This is a genomic window from Sphingomonas sp. P4_G3, from assembly GCF_056401105.1.
Genome location: NZ_JBFUJZ010000015.1, coordinates 41,599 through 65,636, shown reverse-complemented (window position 1 = coordinate 65,636; position 24,038 = coordinate 41,599). Strand labels below are relative to the sequence as shown.

Genomic DNA, 24,038 nt, shown 5'->3' with positions numbered 1-24,038 from the left:
ACGGCATCACAAGCGGAGTAAAAGCCATGACCGATCTGTCCCGCCGAACTCTCCTGAAGGGCGCGTCAGCGGTCGCGATGGTGTCGGCGGGGCTGCCCGCGCTCGCCAAAGCGGTGCCGGCGACCGACCCGTTCATCGAGCGGCTGATCGCCAAGATGAGCATCCAGGACAAAGCGGGTCAGCTGTCGATCTATTCCGACCCGCTGGCGGCGCGGACCGAGGGGCCGGTGCTCAACCCAGGCCTCGCCAAGCAAGGGATCGACGAGCTCAAAGCGCGCATCCGCCGCGGCGAGATCGTCGGCCTGTTCAACGGCATCGGCACCACGATCGGCCGCGAACTACAACGCGTGGCGATCGAGGAATCGCCGCACAAGATTCCGCTGATCTTCGCCGGCGACGTCATCCATGGGATGAAGACCAGCTTCCCGGTGCCGCTGGGCGAATCCGCCAGCTTCGATCCCGGCCTGGCCGAGCGTACCGCGCGCGCCGCGGCGGTCGAGGCATCGGCCAAGGGTATCCAATGGACATTCGCACCAATGGTCGATGTCGCGCGCGATCAGCGCTGGGGCCGCGTGGTCGAGGGGTCAGGCGAGGACACCTGGCTCGGCGTGCAATTGGCCCGCGCGCGGGTCCGCGGTTTCCAGGGCCCTGATATTCGCCGCGACGATTCGATGCTCGCCTGCCCCAAGCATTTCGCCGCTTATGGCGCGGTCCAGGGTGGGATGGAGTACAATACTGCCGATATTCCCGAGACGACCCTGCGCGAAATCCATTTGCCGGGGTTCAAGGCGGCGTTCGATGCCGGCGCGATCACTACCATGTCGAGCTTCAACGACATTGCCGGCGTGCCGTCGACCGCCAATCATTATCTGCTGACCGACATCCTGCGCGGCGAATGGGGATTCAAGGGACTGGTGGTCAGCGATTACACCTCGGAAGAGGAATTGATCCTGCACGGTTACGCCGCCGACGGCCCCGACGCGGTGGTCAAGGCGCTGACCGCGGGGTGCGATATCTCGATGCAGTCCGGGCTCTATTGGAAGCACCTTCCCGATCTCGTGAAGGCTGGTCGTATCCCGATGTCCGTGGTCGATACCGCGGTCCGCCGCGTGCTTTACGTCAAGAAAGCGATGGGATTGTTCGCCAACCCCTATCGCTCGCTCGACCCGGTGCGCGAGGCGCGCGACGTCCGCCGCCCAGACGCAATCGCGCTGGCACGCGAGGCGGGCCGCAAGTCGATGGTGCTGCTCAAGAACGAAGGCAATCTGCTGCCGCTCAAGAAAGCGGGCAAGATCGCGCTGATCGGGCCGGCCGTGAGCCAGAAGGGCGATTATCCCGGGCCCTGGGCCAATTTCCCCGATTACGAGAGCTGCGTGACGGTCGAGGAAGGATTCCGCGCCGCGCTGGAGGGCAAGGCAAAGCTGAGCGTGACGCGCGGATCGGACTATGAGGCGCCGATCGACGGTGAGCTCGACAAGGCAGTGCGGCTGGCGAAGGAGGCCGATGTCGTCGTGCTGTTGCTCGGAGAAAGCGCCAGCATGTCGGGCGAGGCGCAAGCGCGCGTCGATATCGGCGTGCCCGCGCCGCAACTGGCACTGGCCGAGGCGGTCGCCGCAACCGGCAAGCCGATCGTCGTGCTGCTCCGCCATGGTCGCGCGCTGGCGTTGACGGGTGCGGTCAAGACCGCGCCGGCGATCCTGGCGACCTGGTTCCTCGGCTCGGAGACGGGCAATTCGATCGCCGACGTGGTGTTCGGCGATTACGCACCGCAAGGGCGCTTGCCGGTGAGTTTCCCTCAAGCCTCGGGTCAGGAGCCCTTTTATTACAATCACCGCCGCACCGGTCGTCCGCAGCTGACCGACGACAAGGCCTACAAAGCGCGCTATCGCGAAGTGACCGACGAGCCGCTCTATCCGTTCGGCTACGGCCTGACCTATTCGAGCGCGAGCTATTCGGCGACGAGCGTCAGTGCGACGAGCATTCCCTGGGCGGGATCGGTCACCGTCACCGCGACCGTCACCAACACCGGCACTCGGCCGATGCACGAGGTCGCGCAGCTCTACATCAACGACAAGGTGGCGAGCCTGACCCAGCCGGTCCGCGCGTTGAAGGGAATCAAGCACCTCGATCTCGCGCCCGGCCAGAGCGCGACGGTGACCTTCACGCTCAGTCGCGCCGATCTCGGCTTCGCCCACCCCGACAAGAAGAGCTATGCCGAGCCCGGCGCGTTCGATGTATGGATCGCGCCGAACGCGATGGCGGGAACTTCCGCCACCTTCGTCCTCAAGGCTGGAGCATAGAATGCGGCGACATGTGTCCAAGTCAGTGTTCCTGCGAAAGCAGGAACCCAGGGTCGCAGGCCGTGTCGCTCGTGACTCTAGGCTCCTGCTTTCGCAGGAGCACTGGCTGGGATTGGCTGCGTCGGTGCTGGCGCTCGTCCCTGGGGTCGCGGCGGCGAAGCCGGTCGACCATTACACCGCCTCCGCCAACGGCATCAAAATCGAGATCAGCGCGCCGCGCGCCGACATTATCCGCGTCCGCGCGGGCGAAGGATCGCTGCCCGAGGATGCGTCCTGGGCGGTCCTGCCGCAATCGCGCGAAACCCGTGCGCCGCTCGAGATCAGCGACAAGGGCGACACGACCGAAATCCGCACCGCGCAGCTGATCGTCCGCATCGACGACAAGTCGCTGGCGATCACCATCACCGATCTCGCCGGCAAGACGATCCTGGCCGATGCACCGGGCACGCCGATCAGCTTCGACAATGGCGGCTTCCGTGTCCGCAAGGCGATGCCGAATGACGAGCATTTCTTCGGCCTGGGCGACAAGACCGGGCCGCTCGATCGCCGTGGCGGCGCCTATACTTTCTGGAACACGGACCAGTTCGGCTACACGCCGGCGACCGATCCGATCTACAAGTCGATCCCCTTCATTATCGGCCTGAACGAGGCGGGCGGCACCTACGGCCTGTTCATGGACAACACATGGCGCGGGTTCATGGACCTCGGCAAGTCCGAGCGCGCGGCCTTTTCGTTCGGTGCGGAAGGAGGCGGCGTCGACTATTACGTAATGGCGGGGGCGACGCCCAAGGACGTGGTCCAGGATTATGCGTACCTGACCGGCCCGGCGCCGCTGACCCCGAAATGGGCGCTCGGCTTCCAGCAGTCGCGCTGGAGCTACATGACCCAGGTCCAGGCGCAGGGCATCGCCGACCGCCTGCGCAACGACAAGATCCCGGCCGACGTGCTGTGGCTCGACATCGATTACCAGGACCGCAACCGGCCGTTCACCGTCGACAAGAAAGCCTATCCGGACCTGCCCGGGCTGGTCAGCAAGCTCGACGCGATGAAGATGAAACTGGTCGTCATCACCGACCTCCATATCGCCAGCCTGCCGAACCAGGGCTACGCGCCCTATGACAGCGGCATGGCGGCGGATGTGTTCATGAAGAACCCCGACGGCACCCCATTCGTCGGTCCGGTCTGGCCGGGCGCCGCAGTGTTCCCCGATTTCACCCAGGCCAAGGCGCGCGACTGGTGGGGGCGCAATTATGCCGAGTTTGTCGGCATGGGCGTCGCCGGCTTCTGGAACGACATGAACGAGCCGGCGGTGTTCAACTCGCCGACCAAGACGATGCCGATCGATGTCGTCAACACGATCGACTCGCCCGGCTTCAAGCCGCGCAAGACGACCCAGGCCGAGACGCACAACATCACCGGCATGCTCAATTCGTGCGCGACCTACGAAGGCGTGAAAAAGCTCGCGCCCGATCGCCGGCCGTTCGTGATGACCCGCGCCTCCTATGCGGGCGGTCAGCGCTGTTCGGCGACCTGGACCGGCGACAACACGTCGAGCTGGGCGCATCTGTCGCTCTCGACCACGCAGCTATCCAGCCTCGGGCTTTCCGGTTTTGCCTATTCGGGCGCGGACATCGGCGGATTCGCCGGCAACGCGCCGTCGCCCGAATTGCTCACCCGCTGGATCGAAATCGGCGCGTTCAACCCGATCATGCGCGACCATTACCAGAAAGGGAAACCCGAACAGGAAGTGTGGGTGCACGGCGCGCAGCAGGAGAATATCCGCCGCCGCTATATCGAGGAACGCTATCGGCTGATGCCCTATCTCTACGGCCTGGCCGAGGAGAATAGCCGTACTGGTCTGCCGCTGATGCGTCCCGTGGTGCTCGAATATCCCGCGGTGGTGAAGGGCGGCGACCGCGTCGGCGGCACCGAGGATCAGTTCATGCTCGGCCGCGACTTGCTGATCGCGCCACCGCAGACCTGGGAATCGCCCGCGCCATACGATATCGGCCTGCCCGGCGTCGGCTGGTACGATTACTGGACCGGCGAGCAGGTGCAGGGCGCCTCGGTGAAGGAAACGCCGCGGCTCGACCGCTTGCCGGTGTTCGTCCGTCCCGGCGCGATCATTCCGCGCCAGCCGCTGGTCCAGTCGACCGGCGAGACGCCGAAGGGGGCGCTGGAGATCAATGTCTATCCGGGCAATGATTGCGCCGGATCGCTTTATCTCGATGACGGAGTCAGCTTCGCCAATCAGCGCGGCGACTTTCTGCGCCAGGCGATCCGTTGCGACGCGGGGTCGCTTAGTTTCGAGCCGCGCACCGGCAGTTACAAACCGTGGTGGAGCGGATTCGACGTGGCGATCCACGGTTGGAAAGGCGGCGTGCCCAAGGTGACGATGGGATCGAGGCGGATTGCCGTCCGGGTCGCCGATGGCGCGCTGCGCTTCTCGCTTCCCGATCTGCCCAGAGGAGCACGGATCGCGATCCAGCCATGACCCCCGAACTGCGTCATGTCGGCGAGGCGCAGAGCCCGGTGGTCGTCATCGACGATTTCACCGGCGCCGTGGACGAGTTGGTCGAATTGGCCGCGGCGATGGCACCGTTCCCGTCAAGTTCGGGCAGCTATTACCCCGGACTGCGCCGGCCGATTGAGACGGGCGACGATGCTTATGGCTATGTCGAGCGGCTGCTCAGGGCCGCCGCGCCGTTCATTGGCGGCGGGTTCGATGTCGACACGTTCGACCTGATCGAGGCGAGCTTCTCGATGGTGACGAGCGCGCCTGCGACCCTCGACCCGGCGCAACGCGCCCCGCATTTCGATTCGACCGACTCCAATTATCTCGCACTGCTTCATTATCTCAGCGACACAACCGGCACCGCCTTCTTTCGCCAGCGCGCGACGGGCATCGAACTGGTCGACGACCGCAATGTCGAGCGCTTCGTTACGACGGCACGTCGCGTGAACGGCGATCTGTCGGGATACACCCACGGTTCCAACCAGCATTACGAGCAGATCGGGCAGATCGAAGGCGTGCGCGATCGGCTGGCGATCTATCGCGGGGCGATGCTCCATTCGGGAATCATTCTGCCCGACATGGCGTTCAACGCCGATCCGCGCCTGGGGCGGCTGACCGCCAACATCTTCGTCAAGGGGCGGAGAGGATAGATAGTTTCCACTTAGCGTCATCCCAGCGAAAGCTGGGATCTCAAGCCGCATTGCGCCTTCGCCTGAGACCCCAGCTTTCGCTGGGGTGACGGAACGGGGGACGACGAAACTAGCCTAGCCGCGGTTCGCGGCGATCCAGCGGGCGATCGCGTCGAGCGGGATTGGCGTGTTGAAGGCGAGCCCGGCATTGCTCGAATCGTGCCAGCGCGCAGTGCCTTCGATCGGCGGCAGGCCAGTCACGGTCAGCACGATCGGCCCGTCGATCTTTTCCCAGACATTGGGATCGGCGGACGTGATGCGCGCTCCTCCCTGGGAGATGTCGCGCAGGTCGACGGCGTAATAATGCGCGCCGCAACGCAGGCGGCCGCGCGCCGCGATGTTGATGCGCGGCGCGCGCGCGTGGAAGCCCGGCGCGGGATCCTCGTCGCCGCCCAGCACGATGGGCACATCGATATCCTGGTCGAATTGCATGCCGATGCGATTCTCGCGCCGCCATACGACGTGGCCCGAGGCGCGGTGCCCCGACTTGAACTCGGCGGTCAGCAGGTCGTCAATCGCCAAGTCCGACCAGATATTGGCCATCAGTCCGCCGGGCGAGATGTTGCGGACCAGGCAGAGTTCCTCGCCGTGCCGCGTGTGCAGCTTGGCGACGCGCATGACCGCGATATGGCGCGCGCCGTGGCGGCGTTCCGCATCGAGCGGGGCTGCGCTCGATAGCGCACTGCTCCGGGGCGCATCGTCGCGCGATTCGAACATGCGGCCCTCCACGTCGAAAATGTCACTCCAACGGTGCCAACGCTCGCCATGATAGCGGCGCCGGCTCCAGCTTCATCCTACGCGATACACTTCCCGCTGGACGGCGTCTTCTCCGGGAAAGTCCGATCGGCCGCAGTCCACCGGTGTCCACTGTGACGCAGGTTTGTTAATGAAGTGCTGACGAGCGGCTGCAAGTAACGGCGATCATGACGAAAAACCCCCGCATGAGCGACTTCAGCGCACGATTGTTACGCTTGCCCCTCAACGGCGGATCGTCGAAAGTCGCGTCCGAACAATAAAGGGATCGTTGATGAATAAGCTCGGACTGGCCGCGATGGCGGCGGCATTGGTGGCCACGGCGGGCGCGGCGGCGCCCAAGACGACGACGCATCCCCAGGCCGAAACCGAGGCGCTCGACCTCGCCAAAAAGGCGATCGCATTGCGCTCGGTGACAGGTCCGAACAACCAGACGCCGCAGGTCGCGGCACTCTACAAAGCGGCGCTGGTCGCGGGCGGGTTCGCCGACAAGGATATCGAGATCACCCCGGTCGACGACACCGCCTATCTCATCGCGACCTGGCCGGGCAGCGATCCCAAGCTCAAGCCTTTGGTCATTTCGGGCCATATGGACGTGGTCGAGGCCAAGCCGTCCGACTGGCAGCGCGATCCGTTCACGCCGGTGGTCGAGAATGGCTATCTGTTCGGCCGCGGCGCCACCGACATGAAGCTCGACGGCACGATGGCGATCGCCGCGCTCAACGAATTGCGCCGGGAGGGCTATAAACCCAAACGGACGATCATCATCGAATTTTCGGGCGACGAAGAGACGCGGATGAAGACCTCGGCGATCATCGCCGAGAAGCTCAAGAATGCCGACCTCGTGCTCAATATCGATGGCGGCGGCGGCATTCTCGACGAGGCGACCGCCAAGCCCAAATATTGGACCTGGCAAGGCGCGGAAAAAACCTATGCCGATTTCGAGCTGACCGTGACCAATCCCGGCGGCCATTCCTCGGCGCCGCGTCCGGTCAACGCGATCGTCGAATTGTCGAGCGCGCTCGAGAAGATCGGCGCCTATCACTTCAAGCCTGAAATGAGCGACCTGACGCGCGAGGCGCTGAGCAAGGCCGCGCCTTATGAAGAGCCGGAAGTCGGCGCCGCGCTCAAGGCGTTCGTCGCCAATCCCAGCGACGAAAAAGCGCTGGCGGTGCTGCGCAACAACCCGAGCACGGTCGGACGGATCGGCACGACTTGCGTGCCGACCATGGTCAATGGCGGCCATGCCATCAACGCGCTGCCGCAAAAGGCGACGGCCAATATCAATTGCCGCATCTTTCCCGGCCACAAGCCCGCCGAGATCATGGCCGAGCTGCAACAGGTCGCGGGCGATCCCGCCATCGCCTTCAAGGACGTGACCGAAGGTTCGGTCCCTAACGACGCTTCGCCGATGCGACCCGATTTCATCGCCGCGGTCAATCGCGCGATGGGCAAGGTCTATCCCGGCGTTCCGGTCTTCCCGGCAATGTCGTCGGGTGCGTCGGACAGCATGTGGTTCCGCTATCACAACGTGCCGAGCTATGGCGCCAGCCCGACCTTCATCAAGGAATCGGAGGATTTCAGCCACGGGCTGAACGAGCGCACGCCGATCAGCAACATCGCCCCGGGGATCACTTATTATCTGTCGCTGTTCGCCGATCTGACGAAATAGCTCGCCAATTGCCGCTCGGCGAGGCTCCGTGCCTCGTCGGCGGTGAAGCTGTCGGGCGACAGGCAGAGTTCGAGCCATAGGCCGTCGACCAATGCAGTGATCGCGATCGCGGTCAGGCGGCGGTCGGCGGCCGCTATCCCGCATTCGGCGAGCAATGCCTCCAGATCCTCGCGATAGCGTGCGTAGATCGCGTCGTGGCGTTCGGCGATCTGCGGTTTGCCGGTCAGGCTCCAGAAAGCGATCCAGGTCGCGAGCAATGCGCGATCGGCGATCGGCGGGGCAAAGCTCGCGGTGACATAGGCAGTGAGGCGCGCGCGCGGATCGTCCCCCGCGGCGGCGACCGCCGCGGCCAACGCGTTGCTGACCTGATCGCCCACTGCCGAATAGGTCGCCGCGATCAGCGTCTCGATCCCGGCGAAATAATGATTGATCAATCCCGGCGAGACGCCCGCCTCGACCGCGATCGGGCGGACCGAGGCACCGGTCGCGCCGTCACGTGCCAGCACCCGCGCGGTGGCCTCGATCAGGCTCTGGCGGCGCGCATCGGGTTCGGCGCGCCTAATGAGCCCTCTCCCGCTCGCGGGAGAGGGTTGGGTGAGGGTCTTCTTCCTTCTTTCTCCGTCGCCAGCCAAAAGACCCTCACCGCTGCGACTAGGCAGCAAGCTGCCAAGTCTCGCTCCTCTCCCGCAAGCGGGAGAGGGTAGTTTGCGCGTGAATTCGTCACCCCGGGCTTGTCCCGGGGTCCTCCTCCATCTCTCCGTCGCTGCATGATGCACGGTGGATGCCGGGACAAGCCCGGCATGACGACGGTTGTGTTGCTGGTTTTCTTATTATACGATCGTACAACAAGCAACGGGAGTTCGCCCATGGCGCATCGATACGCGGACATTGAGGAGCACGATCCCGACGCCGATTGGAGCTTGCCCGGCTGGCTCTATACCGACTCCGAATATTTCGAGGTCGAGATGGCGCGTGTGCTGCGACCGTCGTGGCAGATCGTCTGTCACGAGAGCGACATCGCCAAGCCCGGCGATTTCCACACGATCGACTATCTCGGCGAAAGTGTGATCGCGATCCGCGGACAAGATGGCCAGGTTCGCGCCTTCGCCAATGTCTGCCGCCATCGCGCGATGCGGCTGGTCGAGGGACCGGCGGGGTGCGCGAAGAAGCTGGTCTGTCCGTACCATGCCTGGGCCTATGAGACCGATGGAAGGCTGTCGGGTGTGCCGATGAAGGGCGATTATCCAACGCTGCGGCTGGAGGATAACGGGCTCGCCGGAGTAGACGTCGAGATCTGGCGCGGCTTCGTGTTCGTCCGGCTGGAGGATAATGGCGGCCCCTCGGTCGCGGCGATGATGGCGCCGTACGATCACGAGATCGCGCCGTATCGCTTCGAGGACATGCGCTGCATCAGCCCGATCCGGCTGCGCGAGCGCCAGGTCAATTGGAAGAATGTCGGCGACAATTATTCGGACAATCTCCACATCCCGGTCGCGCATGACGGGCTGACCCGCTTGTTCGGCAAGAGCTATGCGATCGAGGCCCAGCCTTGGGTCGACAAGATGTCGGGCGGGCTCGTCGACCGCGTGTCGGACAATGTCTGGGAGCGCTTCTACCAGAAGCATTTGCCGCGCGCGGAGCATTTGCCCGAGGCGAACCAGCGGCTGTGGCTCTATTACAAGCTCTGGCCGAACATGGCGTTCGACATCTACGCCGACCAGATCGACTTCATGCAATGGCTGCCGTTGACGCCGACCACCAGCGTGCTGCGCGAAATGGCGTTCGCGCTGCCCGATGCCTTTACACCTGAAAATAAGCGCCGCGAGATGAAGCTGGTGCGCTACGCCAATTGGCGGATCAACCGCGTGGTCAATGCCGAGGATACCTGGCTGATCGAACGCGTCCAGCAGGGCATGGCGTCGCAAAGCTACACCGCCGGTCCGATCGGCGCGAGCGAGGTGTGCCTGCGCAGCTTCGCCAGGAAGATCCGGCATCTGATCCCGGAGGCCCGCCAGCATCGCGCGCCGGCGCCGGGATGGTCGCGGCGGCCGAGGGTGGTCGATTAAACAACCCCTCTCCCGCGTGCGGGAGAGGGAGGGGCCCGCCGCCGTCAGGCGGTGGGAGGGTGAGGGCCTTCTTCCTTCTTCGGGCGACTTGAAAAAAGAAGAAGACCCTCACCCAACCCTCTCCCGCAAGCGGGAGAGGGCTAGAAGAGCAAGGTGAGCGAATGACCAAGAAATACGACGCGATCATCATCGGCGGTGGCCATAACGGCCTAGTCTGCGCCTTCTATCTCGCGCGCGCCGGGCTCAAGGTCCGCGTGCTCGAACGCCGCGATATCGTCGGTGGTGCGGCGGTGACCGAGGAATTCCATCCCGGTTTCCGCAACTCGACCGCGAGCTATACGGTCAGCCTGCTCCGCCCCAAGGTGATCAAGGATATGCGCCTCCACGAGCGCGGCTGGCGGATCATCGAGCGCACGATCAGCAACTTCTTTCCGCACGAGAATGGCTATCTCAAGCTCGGCGGCGGCGAAGACCGCACGCGCGCCGAATTCGCGCGCTACAGCCAGAAGGACGCCGATACCTTCCCCAAATATGAGGAAGCGCTCGAACGCGTCGCCGACGTATTGCGCGATCTCTCGCTCAAGACGCCGCCCAATGCCGGCGGAGGTTTGCGCGCGCTGATTGCCGCCGCCGTGCAGGGCAAGAAGCTCGCCGGCATGCATATCGAGGCGCAGCGCGACGTGATGGACCTGTTCGTCAAGTCGGCGCGCGACTTCCTCGATGGCTGGTACGAGAACGAATATATCAAGGCTGCGTTCGGCTTCGACGCGGTGGTCGGCAATTACGCCAGCCCCGACACGCCGGGCTCGGCCTATGTCCTGCTCCACCACGTGTTCGGCGAGATCAACGGCAAGAAGGGTATGTGGGGCCATTCGGTCGGCGGCATGGGCGCGATCACCCAGTACATGGCCGAGGCATGCGAAGAGGCTGGTGTCGAGATCAGCCTTGAGGCGCCAGTCGCCCGGGTGCTGGTCGATGGCGGCAAGGTCGCGGGCGTCGTGCTGGAAAGCGGAGAGGAAATCGCGGCATCGATCGTTGCGTCGAACGCCGGGCCAGCATTGCTCTTCCGCCAATTGGTCGACCGCGCCGACCTGCCTGCCGAATTCGCGCATCGCATGGACCGATTCAAGGCCGGGTCGGGCACCTTCCGGATGAACGTCGCGCTCAGCGAATTGCCCGACTTCACCGTGCTGCCCGGCAAGGAAAAGGCCGAGCATCATACCTGCGGGATCATCATCTCGCCGACGCTCGATTATATGGACCAGGCGTTCACCGACGCGAAGGCGTTCGGCTGGTCGAAAAAACCGATCGTCGAGATGAAGCTGCCGACCTCGGTCGATGACAGCCTGGCGCCGCCGGGGATGCACATCGCCAGCCTGTTCTGCCAGCAATTCGCTCCCACGCTTCCCGACGGGCGTTCATGGGATGACGAGCGCGAGGCCGCGGCCGATTTGATCATCGATACGGTCAATGAGCACGCGCCCAATTTCAAGGCGGCGATCATCGCGCGCCAGATCCACTCGCCACTCGATCTTGAGCGCAAGTTCGGGCTGATCGGCGGCGACATCATGCATGGCAACATGTCGCTCGATCAGCTCTGGGCGGCGCGCCCGGTGCTCGGCCACGGCGATTACCGCAGCCCGATCAAGGGTCTCTACATGTGCGGTGCGGGTACGCATCCGGGCGGCGGTGTGACCGGTGCGCCGGGCCACAATGCCGCGCACGAGATTCTGCGCGACCGTTCGGTGCTAGGCCGGCTGTTCGGCTAGAATTGCTTTGGGGCGCAGGAAGTAGAGCGGGATCGCGCTCAGCATCAGTACGACGCTGAGGCCGGCGGCCTGCCAACCCGCGCCCCAGAAGGCGAACAGCGAGAAGACCAGACCGATCGCCGCGGCGGGGATCGCGATCCGGCGAACGAGGGCGGCCACGCACACCGCGAGGTAGAGCCACAAGGTTGCGCAAGACGCCAGGATCGCCATGAACTGGAACACGCCGCCCAGGGTCGGGCTGGTGGTGCAGAGGATCAGCACGGTCGCGAGTGCCGACGAGACGATAAGGACGCGGATCGGGACATCGCGGCTCGATACGCGCGAGAACCAGGCAGGCAGCAATCCGGCACGCGCCATGCCGAGCGGTACTTCGCCCTGGATCAGCACCCAACCGTTGAGCGCACCGATCGCGGCGATGGCGGCGAACAACGCGACCAGCAGCGAGGCGCCGCTTCCCCAAAACTGACCGACGAACAAGGCGAAGGGTGCCGAGGATTTGGCGACCGCGTCGGCCGACAGGATCAGCACGATCGCCGAGCAGACCAGGATATAGAGCAATCCGGTGACGACGGTGCCTGCCATGCTGGCGCGCATGATGTTGCGCGCGGGGTCGCGCACGCGTTCGGCGGCGACACCGGCGGATTCGAAACCGACCAGCGGGAACAGCGTCAGCGTCACTGCGGTGGCCATGCTCGCCATCACCGCCTGCCCGGTCGGCAAGACCGGCAGATGGACGTCGCCGCCTGCGCCCAGCGACACCGCGATCACGACGACGGCGATCAGCGGCGCCAGCTTCAGGATGGTCGTGACCACCTGGAATCGCCCGGCGGCGCGGGCGCCGGCAAGATTGAGCAAGGTCAGCAGCCACAGCAAGGCGATCGATGTCAGCGCGCCGAGCCAGGGAGTCGCATTGAGCGGCGGGAAGATCGCCGCCAGATAGCTCGCCGCCGCGGTGGCGATCGCGGCATTCGCCGTCCATACCGACACCCAATAGCTCCAGCCGACCAGCACGCCCGGCAATTCGCCGAGCGCCGCGCCGGTGATCGCCACCGCGCCGCTCGCCTCGGGCATCGCCTGCGCCAGCCGGCCGATCGTATAGGCGATCGCCAGCGCGCCGGCGATGCTGACGATCCAGGCGAGCGAACCGATCCAGCCGAACGGCGCCAGCGCGGCGGGCATCATGAAGATGCCCGATCCTATCATTCCGCCGACGACCAGCGCGGTCGCGGTCCAGAATCCGAAAGGCCTTTTGTCGCTGGTATCCATCGCCCGGCTCCCTCGGCGCGCAGCAAAGCACGTCATCCGACGCGGCGCCACTGGTCCTTTTCCCGCGACCTGGGCTAGGACACTCAACATGGCGAGCGGAGCAGCAGGCGGGACGGGCGGGATGGCGATGGGCGGCCGCTATCATCCGCGCCTCGTCGAGGCGGCGATGGCGCTCAACGACAATGCGCTCCATATCGCCGAGCCGCTGCTCAAACAGCATCTCAAGGACGACCCGTTCGACGTCGCGGCGATGCGCATGCTGGCCGAACTCGCCGGGCGGATCGGGCGTTATCGCGATTCCGAGGCGTTGCTGCGCCGCGCGATCGAGCTGTCGCCGGCCTTCACCGCCGCGCGCGCCAATCTCGCGCTGGTCCTGTATCGCCTCAATCGCCCGGCCGAGGCGATCGACGAACTTCAGCAGGTGGTCGCCGAGGATCCCGACAATCCCGGCCATGCCAATCTCCAGGCGGCGGCGTTCGGCCGGGTCGGCGATTTCGACGGCGCGATCGCGCTCTATGACCGCGTGCTCAAGGACGCGCCTAACCAGCCGCGCATCTGGATGACCTATGGCCATATCCTCAAGACCGTCGGACGCCAGCAGGACGGGATCGCCGCCTATCGCCGCGCGCTCGCGCTGATGCCGGCCTTGGGCGAGGCGTGGTGGAGTCTCGCCAACCTCAAGACGGTCAAGTTCGACGACGCGGATATCGCCGCGATGGAAGGCGCGCTCGCCGACTCCGCGATCTCGGACGAGGACCGCTTCCACCTCGATTTCGCGCTGGGCAAGGCGTTCGAGGACCGTCGCCAGGCCGAGGCCGCGTTCCGCCATTACGACGCCGGCAATGCGCTGCGGCGCACGAAGCTGGTCTACGACCCCGACGAGACGCGGCGCTTCGTCGATCGCTCGATCGCGCTGTTCACCCCCGATTTCCTGGCAGAGCGCGCCGACCAGGGATGCGGCGCGCCCGACCCGATCTTCATCCTCGGCATGCCGCGCGCAGGCTCGACCTTGATCGAACAGATATTGTCGAGCCACAGCTCGGTCGAGGGCACGTCGGAACTGCCCGACATCCCGACCCTGGCGCGGCGCGATCAGAATTATCCCGAAGGTCTCGCCGATTTCGCGCCCGAAAAGCTGCGCGCGCTGGGCGAGGAATATCTCAAGCGCACGCGCATCCAGCGCCGCACCGACCGACCGTTCTTCATCGATAAATTGCCCAATAACTGGGCGCATCTGCCGTTCATCCACCTGATCCTGCCCAACGCGAAGATCATCGATGCGCGGCGCCATCCGCTCGGCTGCTGCTTCTCCAACTACAAACAGCATTTCGCGCGCGGCCAGGCGTTCAGCTACGCGCTGGAGGACATGGGGCGTTATTATCGCGACTATGTGCGGCTGATGGCGCATGTCGACCGCGTGCTGCCGGGGCGCGTCCATCGCGTGATCTACGAGGACATGGTCGAGCATACCGAGCGCGAAGTGCGCAGCCTGCTCGACTATTGCGGGCTGGAGTTCGAGCCCGCCTGTTTGGCCTTTCACGAGACAGAGCGCGCGGTGCGCACGGCCAGTTCGGAACAGGTTCGCCAGCCGATTTTCCGTGAAGGGACAGAGGCCTGGAAGCCGTTCGAGCCGTGGCTGGATCCGCTCAAAACCGCGTTGGGCGACGTGCTCGATGCCTATCCGGCCGCTCCGGCCGCGTTGTAAAAACGCAACGCGTCGGCACGTAAATATCGTGCTGTCCCGTCTGCGCTTGACGAATGCTGCGCCTGCTAACACGCTGCCGTAACAAAAACGCAAAAGGGGCTTTCCATGTCACTCCTTCGCCGCCGTCTTGCCGTCAGCGGGTTGCTCGCTTCGGCAGCACTCGCCGCTACTCCGGCCCTGGCACAGGACGCCCCGCCGGCGCCCGACAGCCAGGCCAATAACCAGCCCGACAATGGCGACATCATCATCACCGCGCTGAAGCGGTCAGACAGCCTGCAGAACGTGCCGATCAGCGTCCAGGCGCTGAGCACCAAGAAGCTCGACGAGCTCAATATCTCGAATTTCCAGGATTATGTCGCGTCGCTGCCGTCGGTGTCGTTCCAGGCACTGGGCGGCACGCCGGGCACCAACGTCGTCTATATGCGCGGCGTCGCCTCGGGCGGCGACGGCAACCATTCGGGCTCGCTGCCCTCGGTCGGCGTCTATCTCGACGAACAGCCGGTGACGACGATCGGCGGCAATCTCGACGTCCATATCTACGACATCGCCCGTATCGAGAGCCTGTCGGGGCCGCAGGGCACGCTCTACGGCGCCTCGTCCGAAGCCGGCACGATCCGCATCATCACCAACAAGCCCGATACGTCGAAGACCTATGGCCGGATCGATGTCGAAGGCAACAAGGTCAGCAAGGGCGGCTGGGGCGGCAAGGCGGAAGGGATGATCAACCTGCCGCTGTCGCCCAACATCGCGTTTCGCGCGGTCGGGTATTACGAGAAGGATGCCGGCTTCATCGACAATGTGCCGGGCACGCGCGACTTCATTTCGCCCGCAGTTGCCGGCGGGCCGCCCGCGGTCGCGACCTATCCCAACAACACCATCCGCCCGGATGGCGGGATCAGCGTCAACAATGCGCCCTTCGTCAAGAAGGACTATAACGACACCGAAATCTGGGGCGGCCGTGCCGCACTCAAGGTCGACCTCGACAGCAATTGGACGATCACGCCGAGCTTCCTCTACCAGGACACGCGCAGCCACGGTTCCTACGGCTTCGACCCCAAAGTGGGCGACCTGGAAGTGCAGCATTTCTTCCCGGAATATCGCCGCGACCGATTCTGGCAGGCGGGGCTGACGATCGAGGGCAAGGTCGGCAATTGGGATGTGACCTACGCCGCCGCCTATCTCGATCGCAAAGATCTGCAGTCGAGCGACTATACCGACTATGCCGAGGCCTATGACAATCTCTACTCGTCGGTCGGCGGCCTGGCCTATTATTTCGCCTATTGGGACAAGAACGGCAACAATATCGACCCGCGCCAGCGCGTCGTCGGCACCGATCATTTCAAGAAGATGAGCCAGGAATTCCGCGTCGCGTCGCCGTCGACCGACCGGTTCCGCATCGTCGCCGGCGCCTTCTACCAGCGTCAGAGCAATGACATCCACCAGGATTACCAGATCACCGGGCTCGCTCCCGAACTGTCGGTCAATGGTTGGCCGGGCACCTTGTGGCTGACCCAGCAGCATCGCGTCGACAAGGATTACGCGATGTTCGGCGAGGCCAGCTACGACATCACGCCGACGGTGACCTTCACCGCAGGCGGCCGCGCGTTCATCTACGACAACACGCTGATCGGCTTCTTCGGGTTCGGGCGTAATCCGGGCGGCGGCTATACCGACTCGCCGCCGAACGGTGCGTTCAGTTCGAGGACTGGCTTCATCCAGTGCTTCACGACGGGCGGGCAGCGGTTACGCGATGCCTTGGCCAGTGGCGGGTCGACGACCTTGCTGCCGCCCGCGGTCGCGGGGGCGCCGTGCACCAACCTGGGCGTTTATACCAATGGGGGCGTCATCCCGGTCGAGGCATCGGGTCAAGGCGTGACCTATCGCTTCAACCTCAGCTGGAAGCCACGGCCGGGCCTGTTGATGTATGGCACGGTGTCGCGCGGATTCCGGCCGGGCGGCATCAATCGCCGCGCCGACGTGTCGCCTTATGCCGCCGACTTCCTGACCAATTACGAGGTCGGTGCGAAGACGACCTGGCTGGGCGGCAAGTTGCGCTTCAACGCCGCTTTCTATCGTCAGGATTGGGACAAATTCCAGTTCTCGTTCCTTGGCCAGAACAGCTTCACCGAAATCCATAACGGCCCCAACGCTCGTATCTGGGGCGCGGAATTCGACAGCTCGTTGACGCTCGGCGGGCTCAGCCTGACCGCATCGGGGTCGTATACCGATGCCAAGACGACCAAGAATCTGTGCCTGTTCGACGATCCGACCTTTACCTGCGCCGATACCGGCAACGGTAACATGATCTCGGCGCCCAAGGGCACGCGACTGCCGATCACCCCGAAGGTCAAGCTCAACGGCACCGCGCGCTACACCGTGCCGATGGGCGATGCCAAAATCTATGGTCAGGGGGTCGTGTCGTATCAGAGCTCGGCGTCGTCCGACATCCGTACGGCGATTTACGAGACGTTCAGCGGCAACGTCATCAGTCCCGCAGCGCAATTGGGCGAGTTGAAGGCGTTCACCACCGCGAACTTCGCGCTGGGGGCCGAATTCAAGAACTTCGACATCGAGCTGTTCATCGAAAACGCCTTCGACACGCGCGGCCAGCTCTCCCGGTTCCAGGAGTGCGGAAGCTGCGGACAGCGGCCCTATATCGTCCCGATCCGGCCGCAGACCGTCGGTGTCAGGCTGGGGTCGAAATTCTAGGAATGGCGGGCGCGGCCGTCGGGTGACGGTCGCGCCCTCAATAGTTTCGCTAGGGCGACCTTCACTTCGCCATGCTGGCGCGCCCCGGACTTTGTGCGTATCGCGACCGCGATGGAGCACTATGACGTCCTAATCGTCGGCGCGGGCCATGGCGGCGCGCAGGCGGCGATCGCCCTGAGACAGGGCAAGTTCGCCGGATCGATCGCGATTCTCGGCGACGAGCCAGAGCTGCCCTATGAGCGCCCGCCGCTGAGCAAGGAATATCTTGCCGGCGACAAGAGCTTCGAGCGTATCCTGATCCGCCAGCCGGCCTTCTGGGCAGAACGCCAGGTGACGATGTTGCCGGGCCGCCGCGTCGTCGCGGTCGATCCCGCCGCCCATCGCGTCACCACCGCCGACGGCGCCGAGATCGCTTATGGCAAGCTGATCTGGGCGACAGGCGGCCATGCCCGGCGGTTATCGTGTCAGGGCCACGATCTGACCGGCGTTCATACCGTCCGCACCCGCGCCGACGCCGATCGCATGATCGCCGAGCTGCCCGACGTGACCAACGCCGTGGTGATCGGCGGCGGGTTCATCGGGCTGGAGGCGGCGGCGGTGCTCGCCAAGTTCGGCAAGAAGGTGACTTTGCTCGAAGCGCTCGACCGCGTCATGGCGCGCGTCGCCGGCCCGGACCTGTCCGATTTCTATCAGGACGAGCATCGCGCGCACGGCGTCGACGTCCGCCTGGGCGTCGCGGTCACCGCGATCGAGGGCGACGGCAAAGCGACCGGCGTGCGCCTCGCCGATGGCACTGTCGTGCCCGCCGATCTGGTCGTCGTCGGGATCGGCATCGTTCCCGCGGTCGAGCCGCTGATTGCGGCAGGCGCCGAGGGCGGCAACGGCGTCAGCGTCGATGCGCAATGCCGCACCTCGCTGCCCGATATCTTCGCGGTCGGCGACTGTGCACTCCACGCCAACCGCTTTGCCGACGGCGCGGCGGTGCGGCTGGAGTCGGTGCAGAACGCGACCGACCAAGCGACGGTCGCGGCCAAGACGATCCTGGGCGAGGATGTCGCCTATGAGGCGACGCCGTGGTTCTGGTCGAACCAATACGACCTCAAGCTCCAGACGATCGGACTCTCGATCGGTTACGATCAGGCGGTCGTTCGCGGCGACCCGGCGACGCGCAGTTTCTCGGTCGTCCACCTGAAACAGGGCAAAGTGATCGCGCTCGACTGCGTCAACGCGACCAAGGATTATGTCCAGGGCCGCAAGCTGGTCGAAACAGGCGCAGTGATCGATCCTGTCCGGCTCGCCGACACGACCGTGCCGCTCAAGGAAATGATCTGAGCCTCGGCCGCGGCTTGCGTCACGCGAGCGCGATTTCTCGTTCGATCCCGATCGCTTCGAGGAACGTGGGGTCGTGGCTGACTACCAGCACCGCGCCGTCATAGCCGCGCAGCGCCGCTTCGAGCATTTCGATCGAGTCGAGGTCGAGATGATTGGTCGGCTCGTCCAGCAACAACAATTGCGGCGGCCGGACGGCGGACAGGACGCAGGCGAGTCCGGCGCGAAGACGCTCGCCGCCCGACAGGGTATCGACGACGCGCAACGCGGCCTGATTGCGGAAAGCAAAGCGGGCGAGCGCGGCATAGGCCTCGTTCTCGCCGAGCTCGGGATTAAGCGTGCGGAGGTTGGCGAGGATCGTCGCGTCCCGGTCGAGCAACCCGACATGCTGGTCGAGCAAGGCGATGCTGTCGGACCGCGTCACCGTCCCGCTGATCGGCTCGATCACGCCCGCCGCGAGCAGTAAAACACTGGTCTTGCCGGTGCCATTAGATCCCGTCAGCGCGATCCGTTCGGGACCGCGGATGGTCAGGCTGACCGGACCGATCCGCCGATCGCCGCGCGCGATCACCGCGTCCTCGATCCGCAGCACTTCGCGCGACGACGACAGCCCACTGGGCGGTAAGTCGATACGCAGCGGCGTCACGATCTCGACCCGCTCGCGTGCGGTCGCCCGCGCCGCCTCCGCCTCGCCGACCAGCCGCCGCGCAATCTCTCCCTCGCGCGCGCCGCTGCCCTCGGCGCGTTCCTTCATCATGCCGGCGACGATACGCGGCATACTGCCCGAGGCGCCGAACGCGCGGCCGGCTTTGTCGCGGCGTGCCTTCTTCTCGCGTTGCGCCTGTGCGCCGCGCTCGGCCTGGCGCAATCCGGCCTCGGCACGGTCGAGCGCCTGCGCGGCGCGCTCGCGATCGGCATCGCGCAGCGCGACGAAGGTGGACCAGCCGCCCTCGACCGACCGGCAGCCGATCGGCGCCAGTTCGACGATGATATCCATCGCCTCGAGCAGCGCGCGATCGTGGCTGGCGACCACCACGCCGCCTTTCCACCCGGCGATCAGTCCCGCGATCGCGGCGCGGCCATCGGCATCGAGATTGTTGGTCGGCTCGTCGAGCAGCAGCAGATCGGGCGTCGCGATCACGGCACGCGCGATGGCGATCCGCGTGCGCTGCCCACCGCTCAGGCTGGCGAGCGGGCGATCGAGATCGAGCCCGGACAAGCCAAGCTCGGCAAGCGCGCCGCCGATCCGCTCGTCGAGCGTCCAGTCGGCGGCGGCGAAATCATCGGCATCTCCCTCGCCCGCTTCGATCCGGCGGAGCAGGGCGAGCGGACCGGCCACCTCGAGCGCCGCCGCGATGGAGATCGTGTCGTCGGGCCAGTCCTGGCGCAGCAGCGCGACGCTGCCGGTGCGCGCGATGCTTCCCGAAGCCGGCGCGATCTCGTCCGCCAAGACGCGGAGCAGGGTCGATTTGCCGCAGCCGTTGCGCCCGACCAAAGCGGTGCGCTGGCGGCCGAAGGACAGCGTCAGATCGGAAAAAAGCGGACGGCCGTCAGGCGTCGAGAGCGACAGCGAATCCAAGGTTGCGAACGAAGACATAAGACACCTGGGCAAGAGAAACGGATCGGGCGATCGCGGTCTTGTCCAAGGTCGGTCTCCTTCGCTGGCGGGCGGAATACCCGTCTTGGTGCCGTCACATAGGGATGGTTGAAAGCGCGCGCAAACCCGCGGTCGGTTGACCCTGCGGCGGGTTGGGTATTTCCTTCCGCTCGTTCGATACAGGGAGTCGTCCGATGACCATCCGCAAGCTCGCTTTCGCCTCAATCCTGATCGCCGCCGGAATCGCCGCCGCACCCGCCCAGGCCCGGATCGCCCGCTGCGTGATCGATTCCGAAGGCACCAGCTATCGCGGCCCCTGCCAGTATGTTGTCGCGCGAGGCGGCACTTTCACGCTGAGCCCGGCGCATGCCCGCTCGTTTGGCGAAGGCGTGGTGAGCGTCACCGTCTACGTTACCCAGCGCGGCGTGGCGGATGTTCGCGGGCTGACCCGAGACGGGATCAATTCGCGCTGGGGCCGCGCCGTCCGCTCGCGCCGCGACAGCGCCTGCTGGGTCGGCGAGGACTTCTCGGTCTGCGCCTATTGAGATGGATGCTGAGGACGGCAACCCGCGCGATAGCTCGCGCCGTATCCCGCCCGGCCTGATCGCGGCCGCGGCGGTGTTGGTCATCGCCGGATCGGTGTTCAACAATTGGCATCGCGAAGCGCTGCTCGCCGCGCTCCGGGAATCGCTGCTGACCCTGGTGATCGTCGCCGTCTTGCTGGCGATCCTCGCGGCGATCGAAATCCTGCTCCATGGCCGGGCGCGATTATGGGGCAGGATCGGCGGCCTCGCGATCGTGTCGGGGGTCGTGTTGTGGCGGCTTTTCCATGGCGGCAGCACGATCATCGCCTCGATCGCCGGCATCGCCTGGGTCGCGGTGATCGGCTGGATGATCTTCAGGATGCTGCGCAACCCGGATCTCGGCCGCTAGCGCTACACCTCCCGATCTTGACTTTTTGCGGTGCAGCATCTATTTGGCCGCTATCGAGGCGTAATGCAGCGTGATCGAACCCGGCCTTATGGCTACGGTTCAGGCTCCGCCTCGGTCGTTTAAGCGACAGGCTTCCCAAGTCACGCGGGGTGTCATTTCTCCCCGCCGCCCGTGTGTCCATCGGACATGCGAGAGGCATTTTTGCATAAGGTTTCCATGACCAATTTCACTAATCTCGGCCTTGCCGAGCCGCTCGTTCGCGCGCTCGAGGCCAAAGGCTATTCCACGCCGACGCCGATCCAGGCGCAGGCCATTCCCTATGTGCTCGAAGGCCGCGACCTGCTCGGCATCGCGCAGACCGGCACCGGCAAGACCGCGGCGTTCGTCCTGCCCTCGATCCAGCGCCTGGTCGAGGCCGACAAGCGCGTCCTGCCGACGCATTGCCGCATGCTCGTCCTCGCCCCGACCCGCGAGCTCGCCAGCCAGATCGCCGAGAGCGCGCGCGCTTACGGCAAGTTCAGCCGCATGACGGTCGCGACCGTGTTCGGCGGCACCAGCATCAACAAGAACCGCCAGGACATGGCGCGCGGCGTCGACATCCTGGTGGCGACGCCAGGCCGTCTGCTCGACCTGATCGAGCAGCGTTTCGTCAGCCTCAATCTGATCGAGACTTTGGTCCTCGACGAGGCGGACCAGATGCTCGACCTCGGCTTCATCCACGCGCTGCGCAAGATCGTGAAGATGGTCCCGCGTCAGCGCCAGACCCTGTTCTTCTCGGCGACCATGCCGCAGTCGATCCGCGAGCTGGCCGATCAGTTCATCAAGGACCCGGCGCTCGTCTCGATCAAGCCGGCGGCGACCACCGCCGAGCGCGTCGAGCAATTCGCTACCCTGGTCAACCAGGCCGAGAAGCAGGCGCTGCTGACCATGACCCTGCGCGATCCGGCGATCGAGCGCGTGCTGGTCTTCACCCGCACCAAGCACGGCGCCGACCGCGTCGTCCGGTTGCTAGGTGGCAACGGCATCGCGGCCAACGCCATCCACGGCAACAAGAGCCAGGCCAATCGCGAGCGCGCGCTGGCCGCGTTCAAGACCGGCGAAGTAAAGGTCCTGGTCGCGACCGACATCGCCGCCCGCGGCATCGACGTGTCGGGTGTGAGCCATGTGATCAATTTCGAGCTGCCCAACGTGGCGGAGCAATATGTCCACCGCATCGGCCGCACCGCGCGCGCCGGCAATGACGGCATCGCGATCAGCTTCGTGGCGGATGACGAGCGTCCCTATCTGCGCGACATCGAAAGGCTGACGCGCCAGAAGATCGCGCTCAAGGCGCTGCCGGAGAATTTCCTGGCCGAGGCGGCGAAGATCGTCTCGACCCGGTCGAAGCAGTCGGTCACCGCGCAGCAGGAACGCGACGAGCGTCCGCGCGGCCCGCGTGGCGTTCGCCCGCCACGCAAGACGCACGAAGCGCGGCCGGCCAATCCCTATGCGCCGCGCGGCCGGAGCGGCAATCGCCGTCGCGGTCGCGGTGGCCAGGGCGGCGGCCGGAACCAAGCGAGCGTCTGATCGGAATTCCTCGCGAGCTTCGGCTCGACCGAGGGTGAGTAAGCGTACCGAAAGGGGCGTCGGAGCGATCCGGCGCCCTTTTTTTAGGGCGCCTGCCACCCCGCAACGGGCTAGCCAGCCGACCTTCCCGCGACGCTAAGAAAAAACCGCCCCTGCTTGGCAGCAGGAGCGGTTCTATCGCAAACCCGGCTAGCCGAGTTTCAGCCCTTCGGGATGATCGTCGGCGCGTCTCCGCCCGTCGACAATACATTGTCACCGTACGAGCTGACGGTGCCGCCGCTCAGGATTTCGATCGACTTGGGTGTCCGGATGATCTTGTCCCCGGATATTTCGATCCGGTTGCCCGTGCCGGTGACGCGAACTCCGGCATTGGCGTTGGCGGCGATGACCGAATCATAGATTCGCGCCGCGCCGTTGCCGCCGCTCGAGCTGACCAAGATTCCGACATTATTGTTGAAGATGAACGAATGCTCGACCGTCAAGGCGATCTGGTTCGCACCGTTCACCACAATTCCGTTGCCCGTGCCGGCCGCGGTAAACCCGCGAATGCTGGTGTTGCGCACGACGACGTCGCGCGCCGAAAGGATGTTGATTCCGTTGGTCGAGTTACCGCTCGAAGCAAGTCCTTCGATGTCGAGCCCGTCGATCACCACCTTGTCGTTCGCCCCGGCGTTGATGATGATGCCGTTGGTACCGGCGACAAGCACGCCACTTTCGACCTGATCGCAACGCAAGGTGATCGCCTTCGTAATCGTCACGCCACCAAAGCCGCCAGGGTCGATGCAGTTTATTTCGCCGTTCGCCGCGGTCTTGCTGATCGCACCCGCGAACGTTTTGCAGGGCGCGGTGCGGGAACACGGATTGACGTCATCGCCAACGCCGGAAATCCACGTACGGGTCGCCTGGGCCGCCGCGGGACTCGCCTGGAATGCCAGTCCGGCGATTCCTACCCCCAGAATTTTTATCCACGCTCTCTTCATGTTCAGCTCCCCTCCACGAAACATCGCATAACCCATCAGTGAGTCGGCGAAAATAACTTCCCTCAAGTCGTAAGATATCGCGTCGCGAAAACCCTACCCCTGTTAGAGTCGGGTCGATAACGACACTTATCGGAGGTGATGCTATCACTCATTTCGTCATGGTTAAAGAGCATGCCGAAATGAAGTTTT

At 65.0% G+C, this 24,038-nt stretch carries 17 protein-coding genes; 12 read left to right on the top strand and 5 right to left on the bottom strand.

Annotated elements, in window-relative coordinates; genetic code table 11:
* Nucleotides 1-26 precede the first annotated feature (26 nt).
* The 3 genes from bglX to AC1DQQ_RS21800 all read left to right on the top strand — a co-directional run bounded on the left by bglX (nt 27) and on the right by AC1DQQ_RS21800 (nt 5,465).
* Nucleotides 27-2,300, top strand: coding sequence for a beta-glucosidase BglX (bglX, locus tag AC1DQQ_RS21810; RefSeq protein ID WP_478046759.1), 2,274 nt, complete (start codon nt 27-29; stop codon nt 2,298-2,300).
* A 124-nt stretch (nt 2,301-2,424) separates the two neighbouring features.
* On the top strand, nt 2,425-4,794 hold the full coding sequence (locus AC1DQQ_RS21805) for a glycoside hydrolase family 31 protein (protein ID WP_478046758.1): 2,370 nt from the start codon (nt 2,425-2,427) through the stop codon (nt 4,792-4,794).
* Nucleotides 4,791-5,465, top strand: a complete 675-nt coding sequence (locus AC1DQQ_RS21800; protein WP_478046757.1) for a DUF6445 family protein — start codon at nt 4,791-4,793, stop codon at nt 5,463-5,465. Before AC1DQQ_RS21805 ends, AC1DQQ_RS21800 begins: the two co-directional genes overlap by 4 nt.
* 114 nt (nt 5,466-5,579) lie before the next feature.
* Here AC1DQQ_RS21800 and AC1DQQ_RS21795 read toward each other — a convergent pair whose 3' ends face one another.
* The gene (locus AC1DQQ_RS21795; RefSeq protein WP_478046756.1) at nt 5,580-6,221 is read right to left on the bottom strand and encodes a PilZ domain-containing protein; all 642 of its coding nucleotides are present in this window, start codon (nt 6,219-6,221) and stop codon (nt 5,580-5,582) included.
* Nucleotides 6,222-6,531: 310 nt separating this feature from the next.
* Between AC1DQQ_RS21795 and AC1DQQ_RS21790 the strand changes: the two genes are divergently transcribed.
* Complete coding sequence (locus AC1DQQ_RS21790; protein WP_478046755.1) at nt 6,532-7,929, top strand: M20/M25/M40 family metallo-hydrolase; 1,398 nt, start codon at nt 6,532-6,534, stop codon at nt 7,927-7,929.
* On the opposite strand, the gene betI is transcribed toward AC1DQQ_RS21790, so the two are convergent.
* On the bottom strand, nt 7,896-8,561 hold the full coding sequence (gene betI / locus AC1DQQ_RS21785) for a transcriptional regulator BetI (RefSeq protein ID WP_478046754.1): 666 nt from the start codon (nt 8,559-8,561) through the stop codon (nt 7,896-7,898). The two genes, AC1DQQ_RS21790 and betI, sit on opposite strands and share 34 nt — an antisense overlap.
* Nucleotides 8,562-8,795: 234 nt before the next feature.
* Here betI and AC1DQQ_RS21780 point away from each other — a divergent pair, with 234 nt between their 5' ends.
* Together AC1DQQ_RS21780 and AC1DQQ_RS21775 are read left to right on the top strand one after the other, a co-directional pair.
* Entirely contained in the window at nt 8,796-9,995 is a 1,200-nt protein-coding gene (locus AC1DQQ_RS21780; RefSeq protein WP_478046753.1) for an aromatic ring-hydroxylating oxygenase subunit alpha, read from the top strand.
* A 161-nt stretch (nt 9,996-10,156) separates the two neighbouring features.
* Nucleotides 10,157-11,764 carry a phytoene desaturase family protein gene (locus AC1DQQ_RS21775; RefSeq protein ID WP_478046752.1) on the top strand — a complete coding sequence of 536 codons (1,608 nt, stop codon included), beginning with the start codon at nt 10,157-10,159 and terminating at the stop codon, nt 11,762-11,764.
* Here AC1DQQ_RS21775 and AC1DQQ_RS21770 read toward each other — a convergent pair.
* A complete protein-coding gene (locus AC1DQQ_RS21770) occupies nt 11,744-13,030 on the bottom strand; it encodes an APC family permease (protein ID WP_478046751.1) in 1,287 nt (428 codons plus the stop codon). The two genes, AC1DQQ_RS21775 and AC1DQQ_RS21770, sit on opposite strands and share 21 nt — an antisense overlap.
* Before the next feature lie 88 nt (nt 13,031-13,118).
* Here AC1DQQ_RS21770 and AC1DQQ_RS21765 point away from each other — a divergent pair, with 88 nt between their 5' ends.
* From AC1DQQ_RS21765 to AC1DQQ_RS21755, 3 genes are all read left to right on the top strand, one after another.
* Nucleotides 13,119-14,735 carry a tetratricopeptide repeat-containing sulfotransferase family protein gene (locus AC1DQQ_RS21765; RefSeq protein WP_478032007.1) on the top strand — a complete coding sequence of 539 codons (1,617 nt, stop codon included), beginning with the start codon at nt 13,119-13,121 and terminating at the stop codon, nt 14,733-14,735.
* A 105-nt stretch (nt 14,736-14,840) separates the two neighbouring features.
* Nucleotides 14,841-17,444, top strand: coding sequence for a TonB-dependent receptor (locus tag AC1DQQ_RS21760; RefSeq protein WP_478046750.1), 2,604 nt, complete (start codon nt 14,841-14,843; stop codon nt 17,442-17,444).
* Between the two features lie 111 nt (nt 17,445-17,555).
* Nucleotides 17,556-18,776, top strand: a complete 1,221-nt coding sequence (locus AC1DQQ_RS21755) for an NAD(P)/FAD-dependent oxidoreductase (RefSeq protein WP_478046749.1) — start codon at nt 17,556-17,558, stop codon at nt 18,774-18,776.
* 19 nt (nt 18,777-18,795) lie between these two features.
* Here AC1DQQ_RS21755 and AC1DQQ_RS21750 read toward each other — a convergent pair whose 3' ends face one another.
* On the bottom strand, nt 18,796-20,370 hold the full coding sequence (locus AC1DQQ_RS21750; protein ID WP_478046748.1) for an ABC-F family ATP-binding cassette domain-containing protein: 1,575 nt from the start codon (nt 20,368-20,370) through the stop codon (nt 18,796-18,798).
* Nucleotides 20,371-20,564: 194 nt separating this feature from the next.
* Here AC1DQQ_RS21750 and AC1DQQ_RS21745 point away from each other — a divergent pair, with 194 nt between their 5' ends.
* The 3 genes from AC1DQQ_RS21745 to AC1DQQ_RS21735 all read left to right on the top strand — a co-directional run bounded on the left by AC1DQQ_RS21745 (nt 20,565) and on the right by AC1DQQ_RS21735 (nt 22,869).
* A complete protein-coding gene (locus tag AC1DQQ_RS21745; protein ID WP_478046747.1) occupies nt 20,565-20,915 on the top strand; it encodes a hypothetical protein in 351 nt (116 codons plus the stop codon).
* Nucleotide 20,916: 1 nt separating this feature from the next.
* Nucleotides 20,917-21,303, top strand: coding sequence for a hypothetical protein (locus AC1DQQ_RS21740; RefSeq protein WP_478046746.1), 387 nt, complete (start codon nt 20,917-20,919; stop codon nt 21,301-21,303).
* Between the two features lie 216 nt (nt 21,304-21,519).
* Entirely contained in the window at nt 21,520-22,869 is a 1,350-nt protein-coding gene (locus AC1DQQ_RS21735; protein WP_478046745.1) for a DEAD/DEAH box helicase, read from the top strand.
* Nucleotides 22,870-23,069: 200 nt separating this feature from the next.
* Here the strand turns inward: AC1DQQ_RS21735 and AC1DQQ_RS21730 are convergent, their stop codons facing one another.
* Complete coding sequence (locus AC1DQQ_RS21730) at nt 23,070-23,849, bottom strand: right-handed parallel beta-helix repeat-containing protein (RefSeq protein WP_478046744.1); 780 nt, start codon at nt 23,847-23,849, stop codon at nt 23,070-23,072.
* Between the last annotated feature and the right edge of the window lie 189 nt (nt 23,850-24,038).